General features: G+C 49.7%; 14 protein-coding genes. 7 read left to right on the top strand and 7 right to left on the bottom strand.

Annotation, left to right across the window (positions count from 1 at the left end; genetic code table 11):
* From ACI955_RS15540 to nhaA, 3 genes are all read right to left on the bottom strand, one after another.
* On the bottom strand, positions 1-587 hold a 587-nt coding region (locus ACI955_RS15540), incomplete at its 3' end, for a DUF2157 domain-containing protein (protein WP_415244656.1).
* A gap of 197 nt (positions 588-784) precedes the next feature.
* Positions 785-2,344 carry a cation:proton antiporter gene (locus ACI955_RS15535; RefSeq protein ID WP_415244655.1) on the bottom strand — a complete coding sequence of 520 codons (1,560 nt, stop codon included), beginning with the start codon at positions 2,342-2,344 and terminating at the stop codon, positions 785-787.
* Between the two features lie 182 nt (positions 2,345-2,526).
* Positions 2,527-3,729 (bottom strand): Na+/H+ antiporter NhaA, encoded by a 1,203-nt coding sequence (gene nhaA / locus ACI955_RS15530; RefSeq protein ID WP_415244654.1) that lies wholly within the window; start codon positions 3,727-3,729, stop codon positions 2,527-2,529.
* Positions 3,730-4,002: 273 nt separating this feature from the next.
* Between nhaA and ACI955_RS15525 the strand changes: the two genes are divergently transcribed.
* Positions 4,003-4,878 carry a TIGR00730 family Rossman fold protein gene (locus tag ACI955_RS15525; protein WP_415244653.1) on the top strand — a complete coding sequence of 292 codons (876 nt, stop codon included), beginning with the start codon at positions 4,003-4,005 and terminating at the stop codon, positions 4,876-4,878.
* 84 nt (positions 4,879-4,962) lie between these two features.
* Positions 4,963-6,417 (top strand): ATP-binding cassette domain-containing protein, encoded by a 1,455-nt coding sequence (locus ACI955_RS15520; RefSeq protein WP_415244652.1) that lies wholly within the window; start codon positions 4,963-4,965, stop codon positions 6,415-6,417.
* Positions 6,418-6,437: 20 nt separating this feature from the next.
* Here the strand turns inward: ACI955_RS15520 and mrcB are convergent, their stop codons facing one another.
* On the bottom strand, positions 6,438-8,732 hold the full coding sequence (gene mrcB / locus ACI955_RS15515; protein WP_415244651.1) for a penicillin-binding protein 1B: 2,295 nt from the start codon (positions 8,730-8,732) through the stop codon (positions 6,438-6,440).
* Positions 8,733-8,896: 164 nt separating this feature from the next.
* On the opposite strand from mrcB, the gene ACI955_RS15510 reads away from it, so the two are divergent.
* The gene (locus ACI955_RS15510) at positions 8,897-9,892 is read left to right on the top strand and encodes an adenosine kinase (protein ID WP_415244650.1); all 996 of its coding nucleotides are present in this window, start codon (positions 8,897-8,899) and stop codon (positions 9,890-9,892) included.
* 80 nt (positions 9,893-9,972) lie between these two features.
* Here the strand turns inward: ACI955_RS15510 and ACI955_RS15505 are convergent, their stop codons facing one another.
* From ACI955_RS15505 to ACI955_RS15495, 3 genes are read right to left on the bottom strand one after another with little or no spacing between them, the layout of a single operon-like run.
* A complete protein-coding gene (locus ACI955_RS15505) occupies positions 9,973-10,560 on the bottom strand; it encodes a YajG family lipoprotein (protein WP_415244649.1) in 588 nt (195 codons plus the stop codon).
* Positions 10,561-10,563: 3 nt separating this feature from the next.
* The gene (locus ACI955_RS15500; protein ID WP_415244648.1) at positions 10,564-11,598 is read right to left on the bottom strand and encodes a DUF2333 family protein; all 1,035 of its coding nucleotides are present in this window, start codon (positions 11,596-11,598) and stop codon (positions 10,564-10,566) included.
* 2 nt (positions 11,599-11,600) lie between these two features.
* Positions 11,601-12,062 (bottom strand): copper chaperone PCu(A)C, encoded by a 462-nt coding sequence (locus tag ACI955_RS15495; RefSeq protein ID WP_415244647.1) that lies wholly within the window; start codon positions 12,060-12,062, stop codon positions 11,601-11,603.
* 157 nt (positions 12,063-12,219) lie between these two features.
* On the opposite strand from ACI955_RS15495, the gene ACI955_RS15490 reads away from it, so the two are divergent.
* The 4 genes from ACI955_RS15490 to accC all read left to right on the top strand — a co-directional run bounded on the left by ACI955_RS15490 (position 12,220) and on the right by accC (position 16,417).
* The gene (locus ACI955_RS15490) at positions 12,220-13,920 is read left to right on the top strand and encodes a protein-disulfide reductase DsbD family protein (protein WP_415244646.1); all 1,701 of its coding nucleotides are present in this window, start codon (positions 12,220-12,222) and stop codon (positions 13,918-13,920) included.
* Between the two features lie 180 nt (positions 13,921-14,100).
* On the top strand, positions 14,101-14,541 hold the full coding sequence (aroQ, locus tag ACI955_RS15485) for a type II 3-dehydroquinate dehydratase (RefSeq protein ID WP_415244645.1): 441 nt from the start codon (positions 14,101-14,103) through the stop codon (positions 14,539-14,541).
* A 33-nt stretch (positions 14,542-14,574) separates the two neighbouring features.
* Positions 14,575-15,015: an acetyl-CoA carboxylase biotin carboxyl carrier protein gene (gene accB, locus ACI955_RS15480; protein ID WP_415244644.1), complete on the top strand. Its 441-nt coding sequence runs from the start codon at positions 14,575-14,577 to the stop codon at positions 15,013-15,015.
* Between the two features lie 61 nt (positions 15,016-15,076).
* Positions 15,077-16,417 (top strand): acetyl-CoA carboxylase biotin carboxylase subunit, encoded by a 1,341-nt coding sequence (gene accC / locus ACI955_RS15475; protein WP_415244643.1) that lies wholly within the window; start codon positions 15,077-15,079, stop codon positions 16,415-16,417.
* Positions 16,418-16,444 lie beyond the last annotated feature (27 nt).

Raw genomic sequence — 16,444 nt, 5'->3', positions numbered from 1 at the left:
GGCAGTAAAGTCAGCAATAACATCCAGCTAGCAATAGGCACATGCCGGCCAAACTCAAAGGTTTCCAGACCACTCCACAACAACAATAAAATGGTTGCCAATACCCCGTGAGCCACTGAAGGCAAGGCCCACGCCAAACTCAGCGCCGCCAGACACCACAGTAAAAAACCATCAGGATAATGAACGTCAAAATGATAAATTTGCGCCACCAACCAAATGCCGGCACCAAACAACATGGTCCCCAGCATGTGTAAGCTTTCCACCACGCGGGGATTAGACTTGTCATTTTTGGCCAAGAACAAAGCACTGCTATGAGCGCCAAGAAGACCAAGACCGATCACCGCTAACTTTACATAGCGATGCATGCCATCCCAGTTGTAAGCAAACAGTAAAATAACCCCGAGTCCAAAAACACCAGCACCAAGCAATGCAAATATCACCCTACCCCAAGCACCATCACCTTTGGCACGATAGGTAACAACCGTCGGATAGCGAGCATACAAGGCATTAGCCTGTTGGTCATTGATAATACCTTCCCGCAGCCATTGCGCAATTTCGGCGCGTAACCAGGGGTTATTGTTTTCCATGTTGCTCCTGCAAAACTAGATTACTGGATAAAAAAACCCAGCAAAAATCATGTTCCTGTTCGATATTATGGGCAAGCAAGCCGCGGTATTAAAGAGCTGACTTGGGAATGTGGATAATCGCTATTCTAAATATGTCACAGTCTCTCCGCGCGGGCAGCGCCGCACCAAGGACATGTTTAAAACCTAGGATAAACCTCTTAGTTCATCTCTTCCATTACTCGTTCAGCAAAACCGTGACCCGCTTCAGCGTAGAGGTTAAAGGTGATGCATCCCATACTTATCAATTCTTCCTGCTGATCGGAGAACCTCGAGACGACCGCAATATTGCCTTTGTAATTAAGCTGTTGAAGAAGCTTAACAACATCGACATTTTCAGAGTGGTTGCTCAAGCTGACCAGTACCATCTTACGGCGATGGAGTTCCGCGCGCTCTAGAAAATCGCGGTCACTGGCGTCTCCTGGCACACAAGAAATACCAGCCAAGCGGAGCTTTAAGGCTTTGTCTGCACTCTCTTCAACGCCAACGATCTTATCCGGGTAGTGCTGACTCAGGTAGTCATAAGCACCACTGCCAATGCGGCCCATGCCAAAAATTACTATTTCGGCTTCGCCCATATCGGCGGGTCGCTCCTGCACTAGCAGCTCGCTGCGCTCCATTTTCTGAAGGCGAGTCGCAAAACGGGCATATAATGAATGTACGTAGGTGTTAAAGGGCGCGGCAATAAATAGCGACAGCGCCATCGCCACCGCCAAGGTCGTTAGCCATGCTTCGGGCAGCTGCCCACCCTTGACCGCCATCGCAGCCACAATCAAACCAAACTCGCTGTAATTAAACAGCGATAGACCGACTAATAATGAGGTTCGCGCTCGCAGCCGAAACATCAACAGGAGTCCAAAATAAATCAGCGGCCGAATCATAATTAATGACGCAATCACCAGAGCAACCAATAGCATGTCACCGCTGGGAAGACCGGTGTAACCAATGCTGAGGAAAAAGGCAGTGAGAAATATATCCTTAAAATTAATGAGACTCTTATAAAGCTCTACACTCTTATCTACGCCGGACAACAAAATGCCAAATAACAAAGCACCTAAGCCCGCCTTCAGGTGGACCATTTCAAATAATTCCGCGCTCCCGAGTGCCACGGCAATACCAAACAAAACTAGCAGCTCGCCATGTCCGGCCTGCTTTAAGAAAAACACCAGCAAGGGTCTAAGTAAAGGTAAGCCCAGCAAGGCAAACGCCCAGGGTGATGGCGCGCGTTCCGCCGATAAAACTAAATAACTGACGGCAAAAATATCTTGAACAATTAAGATACCAATCGCGATCTTAGCGTGTAAGGCGGAGCCCTCACCACGCTCATCAAAAATTTTGACTGCAAATACGGTACTGGAAAACGATAAGGCAAAGGCTAGTGTCAAGGCAACAGTCGTGTCCATGCCGCCAATGCCGGGCATTAACAACACCAGGCCCATTAACATTAGTGACGTTAGCGGCACCACAATGATGGTGTGCAAAGATGCTGTGGCCCATATCTGCGGCGCCAATAACTCTCGCACATTAAGCTTTAAACCAATAGTGAAGAGCAGCAGGATAATGCCCACATCCGACAACACATTGATCACATCGGCATCGCCAAGCTGTAAACCGCCGGCTAAAAACCCTGCTAATAGATACCCTAGTAACGGCGGCATGCCAACGCGTCGAAATGCTAAACCCGCCAGAAAAGCGACGCCCACCAATACAGGCTCAATCATCAGTATTTACCCATTTCCCAAATTTGCAAAACACCCTAAGCAAGTCCTAAGCCCTAATGTAGATATGAGCGAACCGCCTATAGGGCGACTCCACTAACGCTGGTCAATAAAAGGGTAACAACACCATAAAAAGCAGATGTCGTATCCGAGACTGCACCGCACTTAGCGGTAAGCTCCATCGATTAGCGCGACGCTTTTGACTGTTTCGCGGGCTTCAAACTATAACGCAACACAATATAGCCAAGCCCGCCGGATAACAGCGATCCCAAAATGATCCCCAAGCGCTCGTCAAACATACGGTTAACACCCGTCTCTTCAAACGCCAGTGAGCCAATAAACAGACTCATGGTAAAACCAATGCCGCAAAGTAAGGCAGTACCATACAAGGATGCCCACGACATACCGTCGGGTAGACGCGTGAAATTAAGCTTTATGCCTATCCAACAAAACAAAAATACACCAAGCTGCTTGCCGACAAACAAACCGAGGGTAATACCCAGTGGCACTGGATGCAAAATATGCTCTAAACCCACACCACTAAAACTAATACCCGAGTTGCAGAATGCGAACACCGGTAATATAAAAAACGCCACTACGCTGTGAAGATCGTGTTCCAAAGACTTAGCTGGAGAACTCTTTTCGGGATTCTTAGCACGCATGGGCACAAACATCGCCAAAACCACGCCACCCAAAGTCGCGTGAACACCCGACTTTACCAGGGCAATCCACATCACCACACCAACGATAAGATACGGGCTAAAATCATCAACGCCGCGACGATTTAAAAACCACAACACCACAATACATATCGCCGTGACCACTAATGCTGCCGTCGAAATATTACTGGTGTAGAAAAAAGCGATAATGAGTATGGCGCCAATATCGTCGAATATCGCCAATACGGTTAGAAACACTTTTAAGGTAAGGGGTACACGTGATCCCAACAAACTCAAAACGCCTAAGGCAAAGGCGATATCCGTCGCAGTGGGAATCGCCCAGCCGCGCTGCGCCACCGGATCATCGGGATTAAGCAATATATAAACTAACGCTGGCACCGCCATACCGCCTATAGCGCCCAAACCCGGTAATATAACGTTGCGGTAGTCTGAAAGCTCACCCTCTAAGAACTCCCGTTTGAGTTCCAAACCAACAAGTAAAAAAAACACTGCCATAAAGCCATCATTGACCCACAATAGCAGCGGCTTGGCGAGCTTGAGTGCGCCGACTTGCACTACCACGGGGGTGTCGATCAATAAATTATAGAAACTGACAAGCGGACTATTCGCCAACACCATCGCTAAGGCGCCAGCAAACACTAATATAATGCCGCCGGCAGATTCTTGTTTTAAAAAATTCTTGATAAATGAGTCATCCGACTGGGTCATAAGCACCTAAAACTAGATCATTATAATCTTGTACAAAAAACACAGGCTAACGCGCTGGCTCTAATCGTGGTTAACCACTGCATGTCAGCCCTTAATAGCAAGGATCATACCTACTAGCCTAGCCAACACAAGTAATACCGAGTTTTTCGATGTTCGTTACAAACTGAATGACAAGCACCCGCTACAACTAAAATAGTAGCACCAAAACAAGCCTTGCTCCCGACCACAACTTGACGCAGCATAAGGAGCAAGTCACTAGTAAGGACATAATGAATGGCGAATAAATCAAAACTGCGCGGCGCTAACTTCCCCTCTGCCCGCGAGGAAATGCCCAGTAACCTAGAAGACATGCCAGAGGCGTATCGACTGGCCTATACCGACCAAGATTTTTTATTGCGTGAGGAACTGCGCGGCCTGCGCTTTCACTTGGAATTACAAAAGCCGGAAATGATTCTCAAGGAGCACGGTGTTGAATCGACGATAGTTATTTTTGGCAGCGCTCGTTTTTTATCGCCAGAGGACGCCGATGTTGCCTTCAAAGCCGCCGAGGCCGGTGGTGACCCGGCTAAAATCCGCGCAAGCAAACGTGACCAACGCAATAGCCACTATTACCAGCAAGCGCAACGCTTAGGTGAGCTTATCACCTCGCATTCGTCTAACTCTGACTCCAGCGAGCAACTCTACGTGGTGACCGGCGGCGGTCCCGGCATTATGGAGGCTGCAAATCGCGGCGCCATGGAAGCGGGTGGCAAATCCATAGGCTTGAATATTGTACTGCCCCACGAACAGGCACCCAATCCCTATATTAGCCCAGAGTTCTGCTTTCGCTTTCACTACTTTGGCATACGCAAAATGCACTTTATGCTGCGCGCTAAGGCGGTCATTGTTTGCCCCGGCGGCTTTGGCACCTTTGACGAGCTCTTCGAAGCCCTCACGCTGATTCAAACCGGCAAATCAAAACGCGTACCGGTCATTCTTCTTGGTCATGAATTTTGGCGCCAGGCGATCAATCTCGAATTTTTACGTGACGAAGGCGTGATCAGCCCTGACGACGTCAATATGATTTCGATTGTGGATACCGCTGAACAAGCCTGGCAGCAAATCGTTGATTTCTACGAGCTAAGCCCCGGCGAGTGCTTAAGCTGCTAGCCACAAGGATCGAGCGCCAAGGTCTCAATTGGCGCTCTTCTCTATGATATCATTGGCGATTATTTTTCAGTTAAACGGTTTCACATGTCTGCCCCAATCGTCCGCTTTGAGCAAATTCGTTTTGCCTACCAACTCGACCCCATCCTTGACAATTTCAATTGGCAGTGGCCGCAGCGGCAGCACATTGCAATTCTTGGGGGCAACGGTGCGGGCAAAACTACACTAGCTAAACTCATTACTGATACCCTGCGGCCAAACAGCGGCGAAGTGCATTATACCGACAGTATTGGGCCCGCCGACATTGCCCATATATCCTTTGATTTACAACGCGAGCTAGTGGAGCGCGACAGTCGATTCGACGATAGTGAAACCAGAGACGACGCCTTCGACGTTGGCACCACCGTCAAGAATATTGTCTTGCAAGGACAGCCAGCCACTGCAGAGTTTGAACAACTCTGCTCGCGCTTGAATATAGGCCATATTCTCGACCAAGGCATTCGCTATATCTCCACCGGCGAAAGCCGAAAAGCCCTGCTGGCACGCGCACTATTCGCCAAGCCCGCCGCCCTCATTTTAGACAATCCCTTTGAAGGCTTAGACGTAAAAGCCCAAGCGGAAATGCATACCCTATTGGCAGAGCTAGTCGGCTCCAGCACACCGCTGGTGCTGCTCACCAAGGACGCCAACGATATACCCGATGCCATCGACACGGTATTTAATATGGCACACGGCAAGATCCTTGATGAATGCTCAGCAGTAGAGGCAAAGCAACAAGCCAAAACCGTCCACCATTACGCCAAACCTTTACCTATTGCCGAAGCGCCAGATCACCCCGCAGATACTGCCTTGTTGGAACTGCGAGACATCAGTGTCAACTTCCGCGGCAAGCAAGTATTGAGCGACATTAATTGGACTCTAATGCCCGACCAACACTGTTGTATCAGTGGCCCTAATGGCGCAGGAAAATCCACTTTACTCGGTCTCTTGTGCGGCGAAAACGACAAAGCATATGGCCAACAAGTATTTTTATTTGGCCGCCAACGCGGCAGTGGCGAAAGTATTTGGGAGGTGAAATCTCAATTCGGCCTGCTCAATGCCAGTATGCAAATGAGCAATTTAACGCGCACCAAAGTCATCGATGTGGTTGCCTCTGGTTTATTCGACTCAGTAGGCCTGTATGCTGATTACAGTGAAACTCAGCGCCAATTGCTAATCGCTTGGCTTGACGCGCTTGAGCTATTAACACTGAAGGAACATCGCTTTGGTCGCTTGTCTTTTGGTGAGCAGCGCATGATTTTACTGGCGCGGGCAATGGTGAAATCACCGCGCATTTTAATTTTAGATGAACCCTGTATTGGTTTAGACAATGAACAGAAATCTAAATTATTAGGTGCGGTCGATCAAATTGCCAGCCACGGCCAAACTCGGATTCTATTTGTTAGCCATCGCAGTGAAGAAGTCCCAGAGTGCATAAACCAATTTTTGGATTTAGTGCCCTCAGACCAAGGCGGCTATACCGCCCAAATCCGTGAATCTTAAATCTATAAAGACGTTTGAAATTAATCAAAGACGCCTTTAAACCAGCGCCACATTTTCTCGCCGTCTGGGGCGCAGCCGCCACTTTCAGTCGGCGCGCTACCACTCATAAAGGGCATATAGCGCGCGCCCTCACACCAAGACTGGGTGAGCTTGGCCGTCTCTCCATCTACCCAGTGGTAATCCACACCGGCCATTTGGGAGAAGGGCATTTGCTCGGTGCTGGCCTCGGCCATAAATTGTCGCCACACCGTTAGCGCGCCGCTGGCCCCCGTTAAGCCTGTCGACGCATTATTATCTAAACCCATCCACACCACCGCCATATAATCACCGGCAAAACCGGCAAACCATGAATCGCGGGTTTTGTTACTGGTACCGGTTTTACCTGCCACCCGATAATCCTTTGGCAAAACCTTGTAAACCCCTTTGCCAGTACCTTCGCGCACAGTTTCCAACATCGCGTATTGCAAGACATGCACCGCTGCAGGATTCACCACTTGCTCAGGCTTTTGCGGATAGCGCGCCAATAATTTACCGTCGCTGTCAGCGATCGCGTAAATAGTACGCAGCGGTGTATAGCGTCCATCAGCAGCAATCGTCTGGTACATGGCGGCCACTTCAATAGGCGCCAATTCTGCCGCACCCAGCAACATTGAAGGCACTTCTAGCAGTGGCCGTTTAATCCCTAAACGCTGAAACATATTCATCACATTATTCAAACCCACATCCATTCCCAAGCGGGCAGTGGCAAGGTTATAAGAATGCGCCAGCGCGGTGTGCAAGGGCACATCGCCATGGGATTTATGATCGTAATTAGAGGGTTTCCAGAGCGAGCCGTCGGCATTCGGGATGCTAACTGGCGCGTCCGAAACTCGGGTGAGTAGATTGTAGGAGCGCGGTTGATTCCATGCCGCCAAAAATATCGCCGGCTTAGCCAGGGAGCCAATCGGGCGCAGGGCATCCAAAGCCCGATTAAAACCAGCATATCGCGGCCGCTTGCCACCGATCACCGCCACCACATCACCGCTATTAACCCGCGTTACCACCATCGCGACTTGCAGATCTTTTTGGCGGCTTTCCAAGCGCGCCAAGGATCTAACCGTGGCTTTTTCAGCCCGCCGCTGCAATACCGGATCAAAGGGTGTAAAAATTCGCAGCCCACTATTTTGCAATTCTTTACTTTGATAATCACGACTAAGCTGTCGACGAACCAAATCAACATAGGCCGGATATACTCCGTCCAATGCCGAGGTCTTCGCTAATTCCAAGGGCTCTTTCTGCCAGGCGGCTAACTGCGAAGGTGTCAACCAACCCTGCTCAGCCAATTCGCCCATAACAATATTGCGGCGATTTTTTGCGCGCTCGGGGTGGCGCCAAGGATCGTAGTAAGACGGCCCTTTGACTAGGCCGACTAACATAGATATTTGAGCCAGATTTAACTCATTTAAAGGCCGGTTAAAATAGTGGCGTGCCGCCAAACCAAAACCATGAATAGCACGATTGCCCTCCTGCCCCAGATAAACCTCATTAATATAGGCTTCAAGAATGCGATCTTTGCTGTAATGCATTTCAGTGAGAATCGACATCACCGCCTCTTTGGCTTTGCGCCAAAGACTGCGCTCATTGCTGAGAATGGTGTTTTTCACCAGCTGCTGAGTCAAGGTACTGCCACCCTGGACAGTGCGACCTGCTTTAATATTTACCAGTAATGCGCGGGCTATGCTGCGTGGTGAAATGCCAAAATGGCTGTAAAAATGCTGATCCTCAACCTGCACCAAGGTTTCAACTAACATCTGCGGGATTTCCGCCAGACCAAGCATCAGACGGTCTTCATGACGACCCGGATACACCCCCCCTATCACCATGGGATCCAATTGCTCTTCGGCGATGCGCTCACCCAAGGTATCGCGCACCACGCCGACGGTGGTCGGGGCCATATCCAACTCTATTTTACGCGCGGGCCGCTGACCATCAGCAAATGCGAATGGGCGCAGAAATATCGAGAAATGATCGCCCTGTCGATAGTAAGTTCCAGGCTCATTCACCAAGCGTCTTGAACGATAACCTAGCTCACCCAGCTCTGACTCAAGCTCATACGCCGTCAAAATTGCACCGGACGCCAGCACTAATGGCCGGGCATAAACCTTGGCTGGCTGCTCATAGCGTTTGGCGTCAAACGCGCCACGCACCTTGGCATCACTATAGGCAAATAAAATTAGCAATAATACCAAACCCACAAGGGAGACTTTCAACCCTAGGCTCAACCAGCGAATGTTTTGAAACTTACTAGCAAGGTTCTTTGGAGATTTTTTAGCCATGGATCACAACCAGATAATATTCATTAATACACATAACACTTTATATACAGCGCCAATACTGCCAAAGCCCGTTCCCATCGAAGGTATTCAAGCGCTAACGCATTGCAAATCGATCCTCAAACCGGATAATAGTGGCACTTTATCGCAAGTAACTGGCAAATAAGATGAAAAAATATCACCTCTACGGTATTGGCGCTGCACTCGTCGATACTGAAATTGAAATTAGCGACCAAGAGCTGGGCACGCTCGGCGTTGAAAAAGGGCTTATGACACTCGTTGATGAGCCTCGTCAACAAGAATTATTGGACAAGCTCAGCGGCCATATGGTTCATGCCAGCTCAACCAGCGGTGGCTCGGCCTGTAACTCCGTTGTTGCGGCCGCGTATTTTGGCGCTACAAACTACTATTCTTGCAAAGTCGCTAACGATGAGCACGGCGACTTTTTTATGAACGATATTAAAGCGGCCGGAGTCAATGCCGATTTCGACGGCGACAAGCCAGCCGGTGTCACCGGTAAATGCTTAGTCTTAATTAGCCCTGATGCCGAACGCAGCATGAATACGCACTTGGGCATCAGTGCAACGCTGTCCATTAGTGAGATCAACGAAGCCGCACTTAGCGATTCGGAATACTTTTATGCCGAAGGCTATTTGGTCACCTCTGACACCGGTCGCGCCGCCGCAGTTGCCGGTCGTACTATTGCGGAGCGCAGCGGTGTTAAAACCGCAATAAGTTTTTCGGACCCCGGCATGGTCAGTTTCTTCCGCGATGGTTTAGTGGAAATGCTAGGCGATGGAGTAGATCTTATTTTCTGCAATGAAGCGGAGGCCTTGGGCTGGGCGCAAAGTGAATCACTTGATGACGCGGTAATTGCGCTGAAAAAGATCAGTAAAACCTTTGCTATCACCCTCGGAGCCAAAGGCGCATTGGTGTTCGATGGAGAACATCTCCACACCATTGCCGGCCATAAAGTGAAAGCGGTAGACACCAATGGTGCGGGCGATATGTTCGCCGGTGCCTTCCTCTATGCGATCACCCACGGCCACGACTTTAAGAAAGCCGGGGAATTAGCGAGTCTTGCTGCTGCCGAGGTGGTATCTCAATACGGCCCACGGCTAGCCGGACCGCGTCACCGCGAGTTACTGGCAGTTATTGCCTAAAACAAGCGCTCGGACACTAAAAAAGGCAGAACCCCACAAGGAGTTCTGCCTTTTTTATCGCTCTAATAATTTATCAGATCTTAATTTCTTTTCAAAAACGCCACTAATTTTGGATCTGAAAACATACTGATTAAGACTTCTGCCACCAGATCATTGACCAGCTTACTGTTGTGAGAATTGCTGGGCGCATTAAAAAACTTTTGATTGCGCTTTATACGGTAGCGACCCTCGTAATGTTCATTGCCACGCCTTACTTCAACCTCTACGCCCGCCATCATATCCATGTCATAGCCTAAGCCATCTTCCTTGGGATGATCGTAAACCAGCGAGCTAAAAATAACATGCACGTTTGTAGTATTCGGATCCAAGCTATTAACATCGTAGCCCATGGCGCCCATATAAGCAGACAAGGCCGTCTCGACCGGCAAAGACAGATCGTTTGCGAGGGTGATCACCGAGGTTTCACGGTAGGCGCCGCCACGACTCCCCAACACTTTATTCGCGCGCTGGTCGCTAACCCGAACATGCACAGGATTGCCGTCGCCATTGACCTGCGTAGGGGCGGGGAACTCCGGCGCCACTTGGATGGCTTGGGGGCTCTGCGCGCAGGCCGTTATCAGCAGCGCCGCCGTTAAAACACAGCCTTTCATCAACGTTGTATAGCTCATCATTTATCCTTGGGATAATAAATCACGTAAGTCAGTAATCGCAGCATTGGCGCGGGTAATATACGAAGCCATAACCAACGAATGATTAGCGAGCAGACCAAAACCGCTGCCATTCAACACCATTAGACTAAACATCGCCTGCTGGGTGCCCTCTAGCTCGCGAATAATTTGTCGCATACTTACCTCGGCATTTTTGTCGGCAAGGACGTCGGCAAAATCAATTTCAATGGCGCGCAAGAAACAGATCAATGCCCAGGCGGTGCCACGGGACTCATAAAACACATCGTCTATTTCCAGCCAAGGAGTTTTCACCCGCTCGTCACTTACCGCCGGCGTAGACTGGCGCGCATTGGGATCATTGGCTAAATCTGTATTCAAACGCGGACGACCCACGCTTGCGCTTAAGCGCTGCGACAAACTCCCTAATCGAGATTCTACCCCCGCCAGCCAGAACCGTAAATTGTCCGCTCGCGCGTAAAACTGCGCCTGTGGGTCACCTGCATTACTCAGACGTTGACGGTAGGCCTTGAGATATTTAATCCCCTGGCGGTACTCAGACTCCGACGCGGGTACTGCCCAGCTATTATTGGAAAAATTAAACCGTGGTTCAGATTTCGCTAAATCGCGATCTTCTCGCGACTGAGATTGCGAACGGCTAAAACTTTCACGCATAGACCGACTTAATTCGCGCACCTGAATCAATACTCCATATTCCCAGGCCGGCATATTATCCATAAAAAGACCGGGCGGAGTCACATCATTGCTGATGAAACCGCCGGGTTTATCCAATAGCACCTCACTGACGTCAATCAGCGCCGAGGTTGTCGCGGTGCCCACCACCGCCAAGGTCGCATCTTGCTGCATATAGCGAGTTGCCGGTATCTCCGGTGTAAAGCTCCAGTAAACACCCAGCACTATCACCAATAATATATACAAGGGCAGCACAATCGCTGCCACTCGCCACAGCACACCGTCGCCCATCCAGTCCTGCAAGGCTTCTTTGATTCTTGAATTTAGTTCCATTATTTTTTGCTTCATTATTAGTGCACCCCTGCATGTTCTTTGATAGCCGACGATTCTTTTAATACACTGATCACCGGTGCAAGCACAGTGATTTCTTCGCCATCGTAAGTAGTAAGACTAAAGCTTAACTGATCACCATCACGCACAGCGCGAGTAAGATTAATCAACATTAAATGATAGCCACCAGATTCAAACACCAAGCTTTCGCCCGCAGCGATACTGACTGATGTCTGCTCTCGCATCGACATCATACCGTTGCGATGTTGATGACTATGAATTTCCAACCGCTCGGCGGCATCAGAGCGACCCGCCATCAACACAACGGGTTTATCGCTGGTGTTCAGTACGGTAAAAAATGCCGCGGTATTACGCTGAGTTGGCGGCAGTCCGCGCACGTAGGCGTCTTTAATCTCAATAGACTGAGCAACCAATGGGCTTAGCGCCAACGCAGCTACTGCCAGCTTCCATATATTTACCACAACGTTCTCCGATTAATGAATTTGTGCGCCAAGCATTCGCCCGTGACACCACAAATCTTCTCGCAAGCTGCAACTGGGCAGGCAGCAAGGTTATACTTCACGGTCTAACACCGCTGATTTAACGTATCATACCGCCACCGCTTTAGTGATTGTATTTATGAAACAGATTTTATTATTGGTTATTTTTCTGTTTGCCAGCAACAGTCAGGCAGCAGACGACTTTTTTTCTGCTCAGTCGCCAGCGAGCTTTAGCGATAGCAGCCCGCAATTTTTGCCGGTAGAGCAAGCCTACCAGTCACAGCTGCTGTGGAATAAGGGAAATTTATTGCTTAGCTGGACCGCAGCTGATGGCTACTATCTTTACAAAGAACGCTTTGCGATCAATGCCACTATCGACAGCAAAGCAGCTGCCATCACTAGCGAATTTGAAACCGGTAAACTTAAACAAGACCCCAATTTCGGCGAAACCGAAGTCTACTACCACAGCACAACGATAACCTTAAGCGATTTACCCACTACGATGTTTACTCTGAGCGTCACATCTCAGGGTTGCGCCGATGCCGGGCTGTGCTACCCGCCACAAACGCAGCACTATCAAATTGATCCCCAGCAGCAAAATGTCGTGGCAGTTGGAACCCCAGCACATCTAAACTCAAGTAAGGCCGTTACACTTGCTGGCGGCGACGATAGTGATCGCGCACTTTGGCTAGTGCTAATTTTTGCTATTTTGGGCGGCGCCATTCTTAATCTTATGCCCTGTGTATTCCCGGTACTAGGACTCAAAGTATTAAGCTTTACCAACGCCAATCACGGCAATCCACTAAAGCACGGCCTTGTTTATAGTGCCGGCGTCGTAATCAGTTTTCTTGCGGTTGCCGCCTTACTCATCATCTTGCAACAGGCTGGGCAAGCCATCGGATGGGGATTTCAATTACAAACGCCGTGGTTTGTCGCCCTGCTAGCGTGCTTGTTTTTTGTATTGTCCTTAAACCTATTGGGACTCTTTGAAATCGGCGGTAGCTGGGCAAATATCGGCAGCGATCTCAGTCGCCAAAGCGGTTACAGCGGCAGCTTCTTTACCGGCGTGCTCGCCACTGTCGTTGCCAGCCCTTGCACCGCGCCCTTTATGGGCACTGCAGTGGGCTTTGCCGCTAGTCAGCCTCCGTTTATCGCCCTGCTGGTCTTCGGCTGTATCGGCATAGGCTTGGCACTGCCAGTCTTACTGCTAACCTTATTTCCTGCCGGCTTACAACGCCTTCCCAAATCCGGTCAGTGGATGATCAGCCTGCGTCAATTTTTGGCTTTTCCCTTATTGGCCACCGCCATTTGGCTTATTTGGGTAAGCGGTCGACAAACTGGTGTCGACGGCATGGCCCTCATCTTGTCAGCCTGGCTAGTCATCGCCTTTGGTCTTTGGCTATACGGCAAGGAGAAGAAATTAGCCGCCGCCGTACTTGTAGTCGCCGCGCTCGCTGCGGTTACTACCACACTGGCAACCCCGCCAGATAACATCGTGTCGAAAAGCGGCAATTTTGACCAAAACGAAATACAAATGCTGCGTGAGCAGGGCCGCAATGTATTCCTGGATGTAACCGCTGACTGGTGTATTACCTGTATTGCCAACGAGACCTTAGTGCTCAACACCGACACTATTCGGGATGCCTTTGCAGAGCATAATGTCGAGTATGTAATTGCCGACTGGACCCGCTACGACCCCGCCATTACCTCGCTATTGGCTGACTATAAGCGCAATGGCATTCCCCTCTATATTTACTACCCTGCCGACCTCAATGCGACAGAGATCATGCTGCCGCAGGTATTGACCAAAGCGATGATTCTCGAGCTGCTAAACCGATAAGATTAGCGGCCAACAGTGTTAGCACCGAAAACACTGGCGTCGGCAAAACGACAGCGATCTTCTGCAAAATTGCAGACAACGGCTGCTATCTTAAAAAAATTTACGAGATGCGTTGGACTCTAAAAACCAAATAAGGCACAATCGCCACACACTCTAGATGGCACGTTCAAGCAGTGACTTATGGCATCGATACTCGTTCTTCACGGCCCCAATCTGAATTTACTAGGCACGCGTGAACCCGGCGTTTACGGCAGCAACACGCTGGCAGATATTGACGCCGAGTTGCAGCTTATTGCCAAAGAGCGCGGCCACCATCTGCAGTCAATGCAAAGCAATGCCGAATACGAATTAATAGATCGAATTCATCTGGCGCGCCCAGAGGGCATTAACTTCATTATTTTTAACCCGGCCGCGTTTACCCACACCAGTATCGCTCTCCGCGATGCCCTGCTGGCGGTCGATATTCCATTCATTGAAGTGCATCTTACCAATGTACACGCCCGTGACGACTTCCGTCATCACTCCTATTTTTCAGACATCGCGCTCGGCGTCATTTGCGGCCTGGGAGCCCAGGGCTACCAATTAGCGCTACATGCAGCGATGGATCAGTTAAACCAATAAAGAATTAAACTTAGCCAATTTAAGAGAGCGACCATGGATATTAGAAAAGTAAAAAAATTGATCGAGCTACTCGAAGAGTCAAATATCGACGAACTAGAGATTAAAGAGGGCGAAGAGTCTGTGCGCATCAGCCGCAACAGCGCCGCCAAAGGCATGCTAGCGCAACAGTATATTGGCCAGCCGATGATGCAAGCGCCGGCAGCTGCGCCGGCAGAAGCACCAAAACCAGCTGAGCCCAATGGCCACATTATCAAGTCGCCCATGGTTGGCACTTTCTATCGCTCGCCATCACCATCATCACCCTCCTTTATCGAAGTGGGTCAGCACGTCAAAGTCGGCGATGTTATCTGTATCGTTGAAGCCATGAAAATGATGAACCAGATCGAAGCCGACAAATCGGGTGTGATCGAAGCCATACTTGTAGACGACGCAGAGCCCGTTGAATTCGATCAATCCCTGATCACTATTGTATAAAACCGGCCTAACCGGAACAAACAATTGTCCGATCAACATACCGAAAAGGGATTGATTTCAAATGCTTAAAAAAGTTGTCATTGCCAACCGTGGAGAGATTGCATTGCGCATACTTCGCGCCTGCAAAGAGCTTGGCATTAAAACCGTAGCAGTCCACTCCACTGCAGATCGCGATCTAATGCATGTCCGGCTAGCCGACGAATCGGTCTGCATAGGTCCCGCACCGTCACCAGCTAGCTACCTAAACATACCCGCTATTATCAGCGCAGCTGAAGTCACAGACGCCGTGGCTATCCATCCTGGCTACGGCTTCTTAGCAGAAAATGCCGATTTCGCCGAACAGGTTGAGAACAGCGGCTTCGTCTTCATTGGCCCCACCCCCGACCTGATTCGTATGATGGGTGACAAGGTCTCTGCTATAAAAGCGATGAAAAAAGCTGGCGTCCCTACCGTACCCGGCTCAGATGGCCCTATTACCGACGACAATGACCACACTCTAGCCGTGGCCAAACGTATCGGTTACCCCGTTATTATTAAAGCTGCAGCGGGCGGCGGCGGACGTGGCATGCGCGTTGTTCACAGCGAAGCTGCGCTGCTGAATGCGGTATATGTCACCCAGTCAGAGGCTAAAGCGGCCTTTGGCGATGAGACAGTTTATATCGAGAAATTCCTCGAGAACCCACGCCATGTGGAGATTCAAGTTTTGGCCGACGGTCAAGGTCACGCAATCCACTTAGGTGACCGTGATTGCTCGCTGCAACGCCGGCACCAAAAAGTACTTGAAGAAGCACCCGCGCCAGGTATTCCAGACGAAATCCGCAAGCAAGTTGCCAAGTCCTGTGTTGACGCCTGTGTCGCCATCAACTATCGCGGCGCTGGAACCTTCGAGTTTCTCTATGAGAACGATCAATTCTTCTTTATCGAAATGAACACCCGTATTCAGGTTGAACACCCTGTCAGTGAAATGGTGACCGGTATTGACCTCATTAAACAGCAATTGCTGATTGCCAGCGGCAGGAAATTATCGATCACCCAAGACGATATTAAAATCAAAGGTCATGCCTTTGAATGCCGTATCAACGCCGAAGACCCCAAAACCTTTTTGCCCTGCCCCGGCCTTGTAAAGCATTATCATGCACCCGGCGGCTTGGGTGTTAGGGTCGACTCGCATTTATACAGCGGCTATACAGTGCCGCCCCATTACGACTCAATGATTGCAAAAATTATTACCTGGGGTGATAGCCGCGAGATTGCCTTGAGCCGAATGCGCAATGCTCTCGATGAATTAGTCATTGATGGCATTCGTACCAACACTGACTTACATCGTGACTTAGTGCGCGATGCCGCGTTTAAAAAAGGCGGCGTCAGCATTCATTATTTAGAGAAAAAACTTAAGCTCTAAGCATGCTAAGTCTGTAACATATCAAGG

Origin of the sequence: Zhongshania sp. (genome assembly GCF_047636175.1) — a bacterium.
GTDB lineage: Bacteria > Pseudomonadota > Gammaproteobacteria > Pseudomonadales > Spongiibacteraceae > Spongiibacter.
This window is presented reverse-complemented; position numbering and strand designations above follow the sequence as displayed.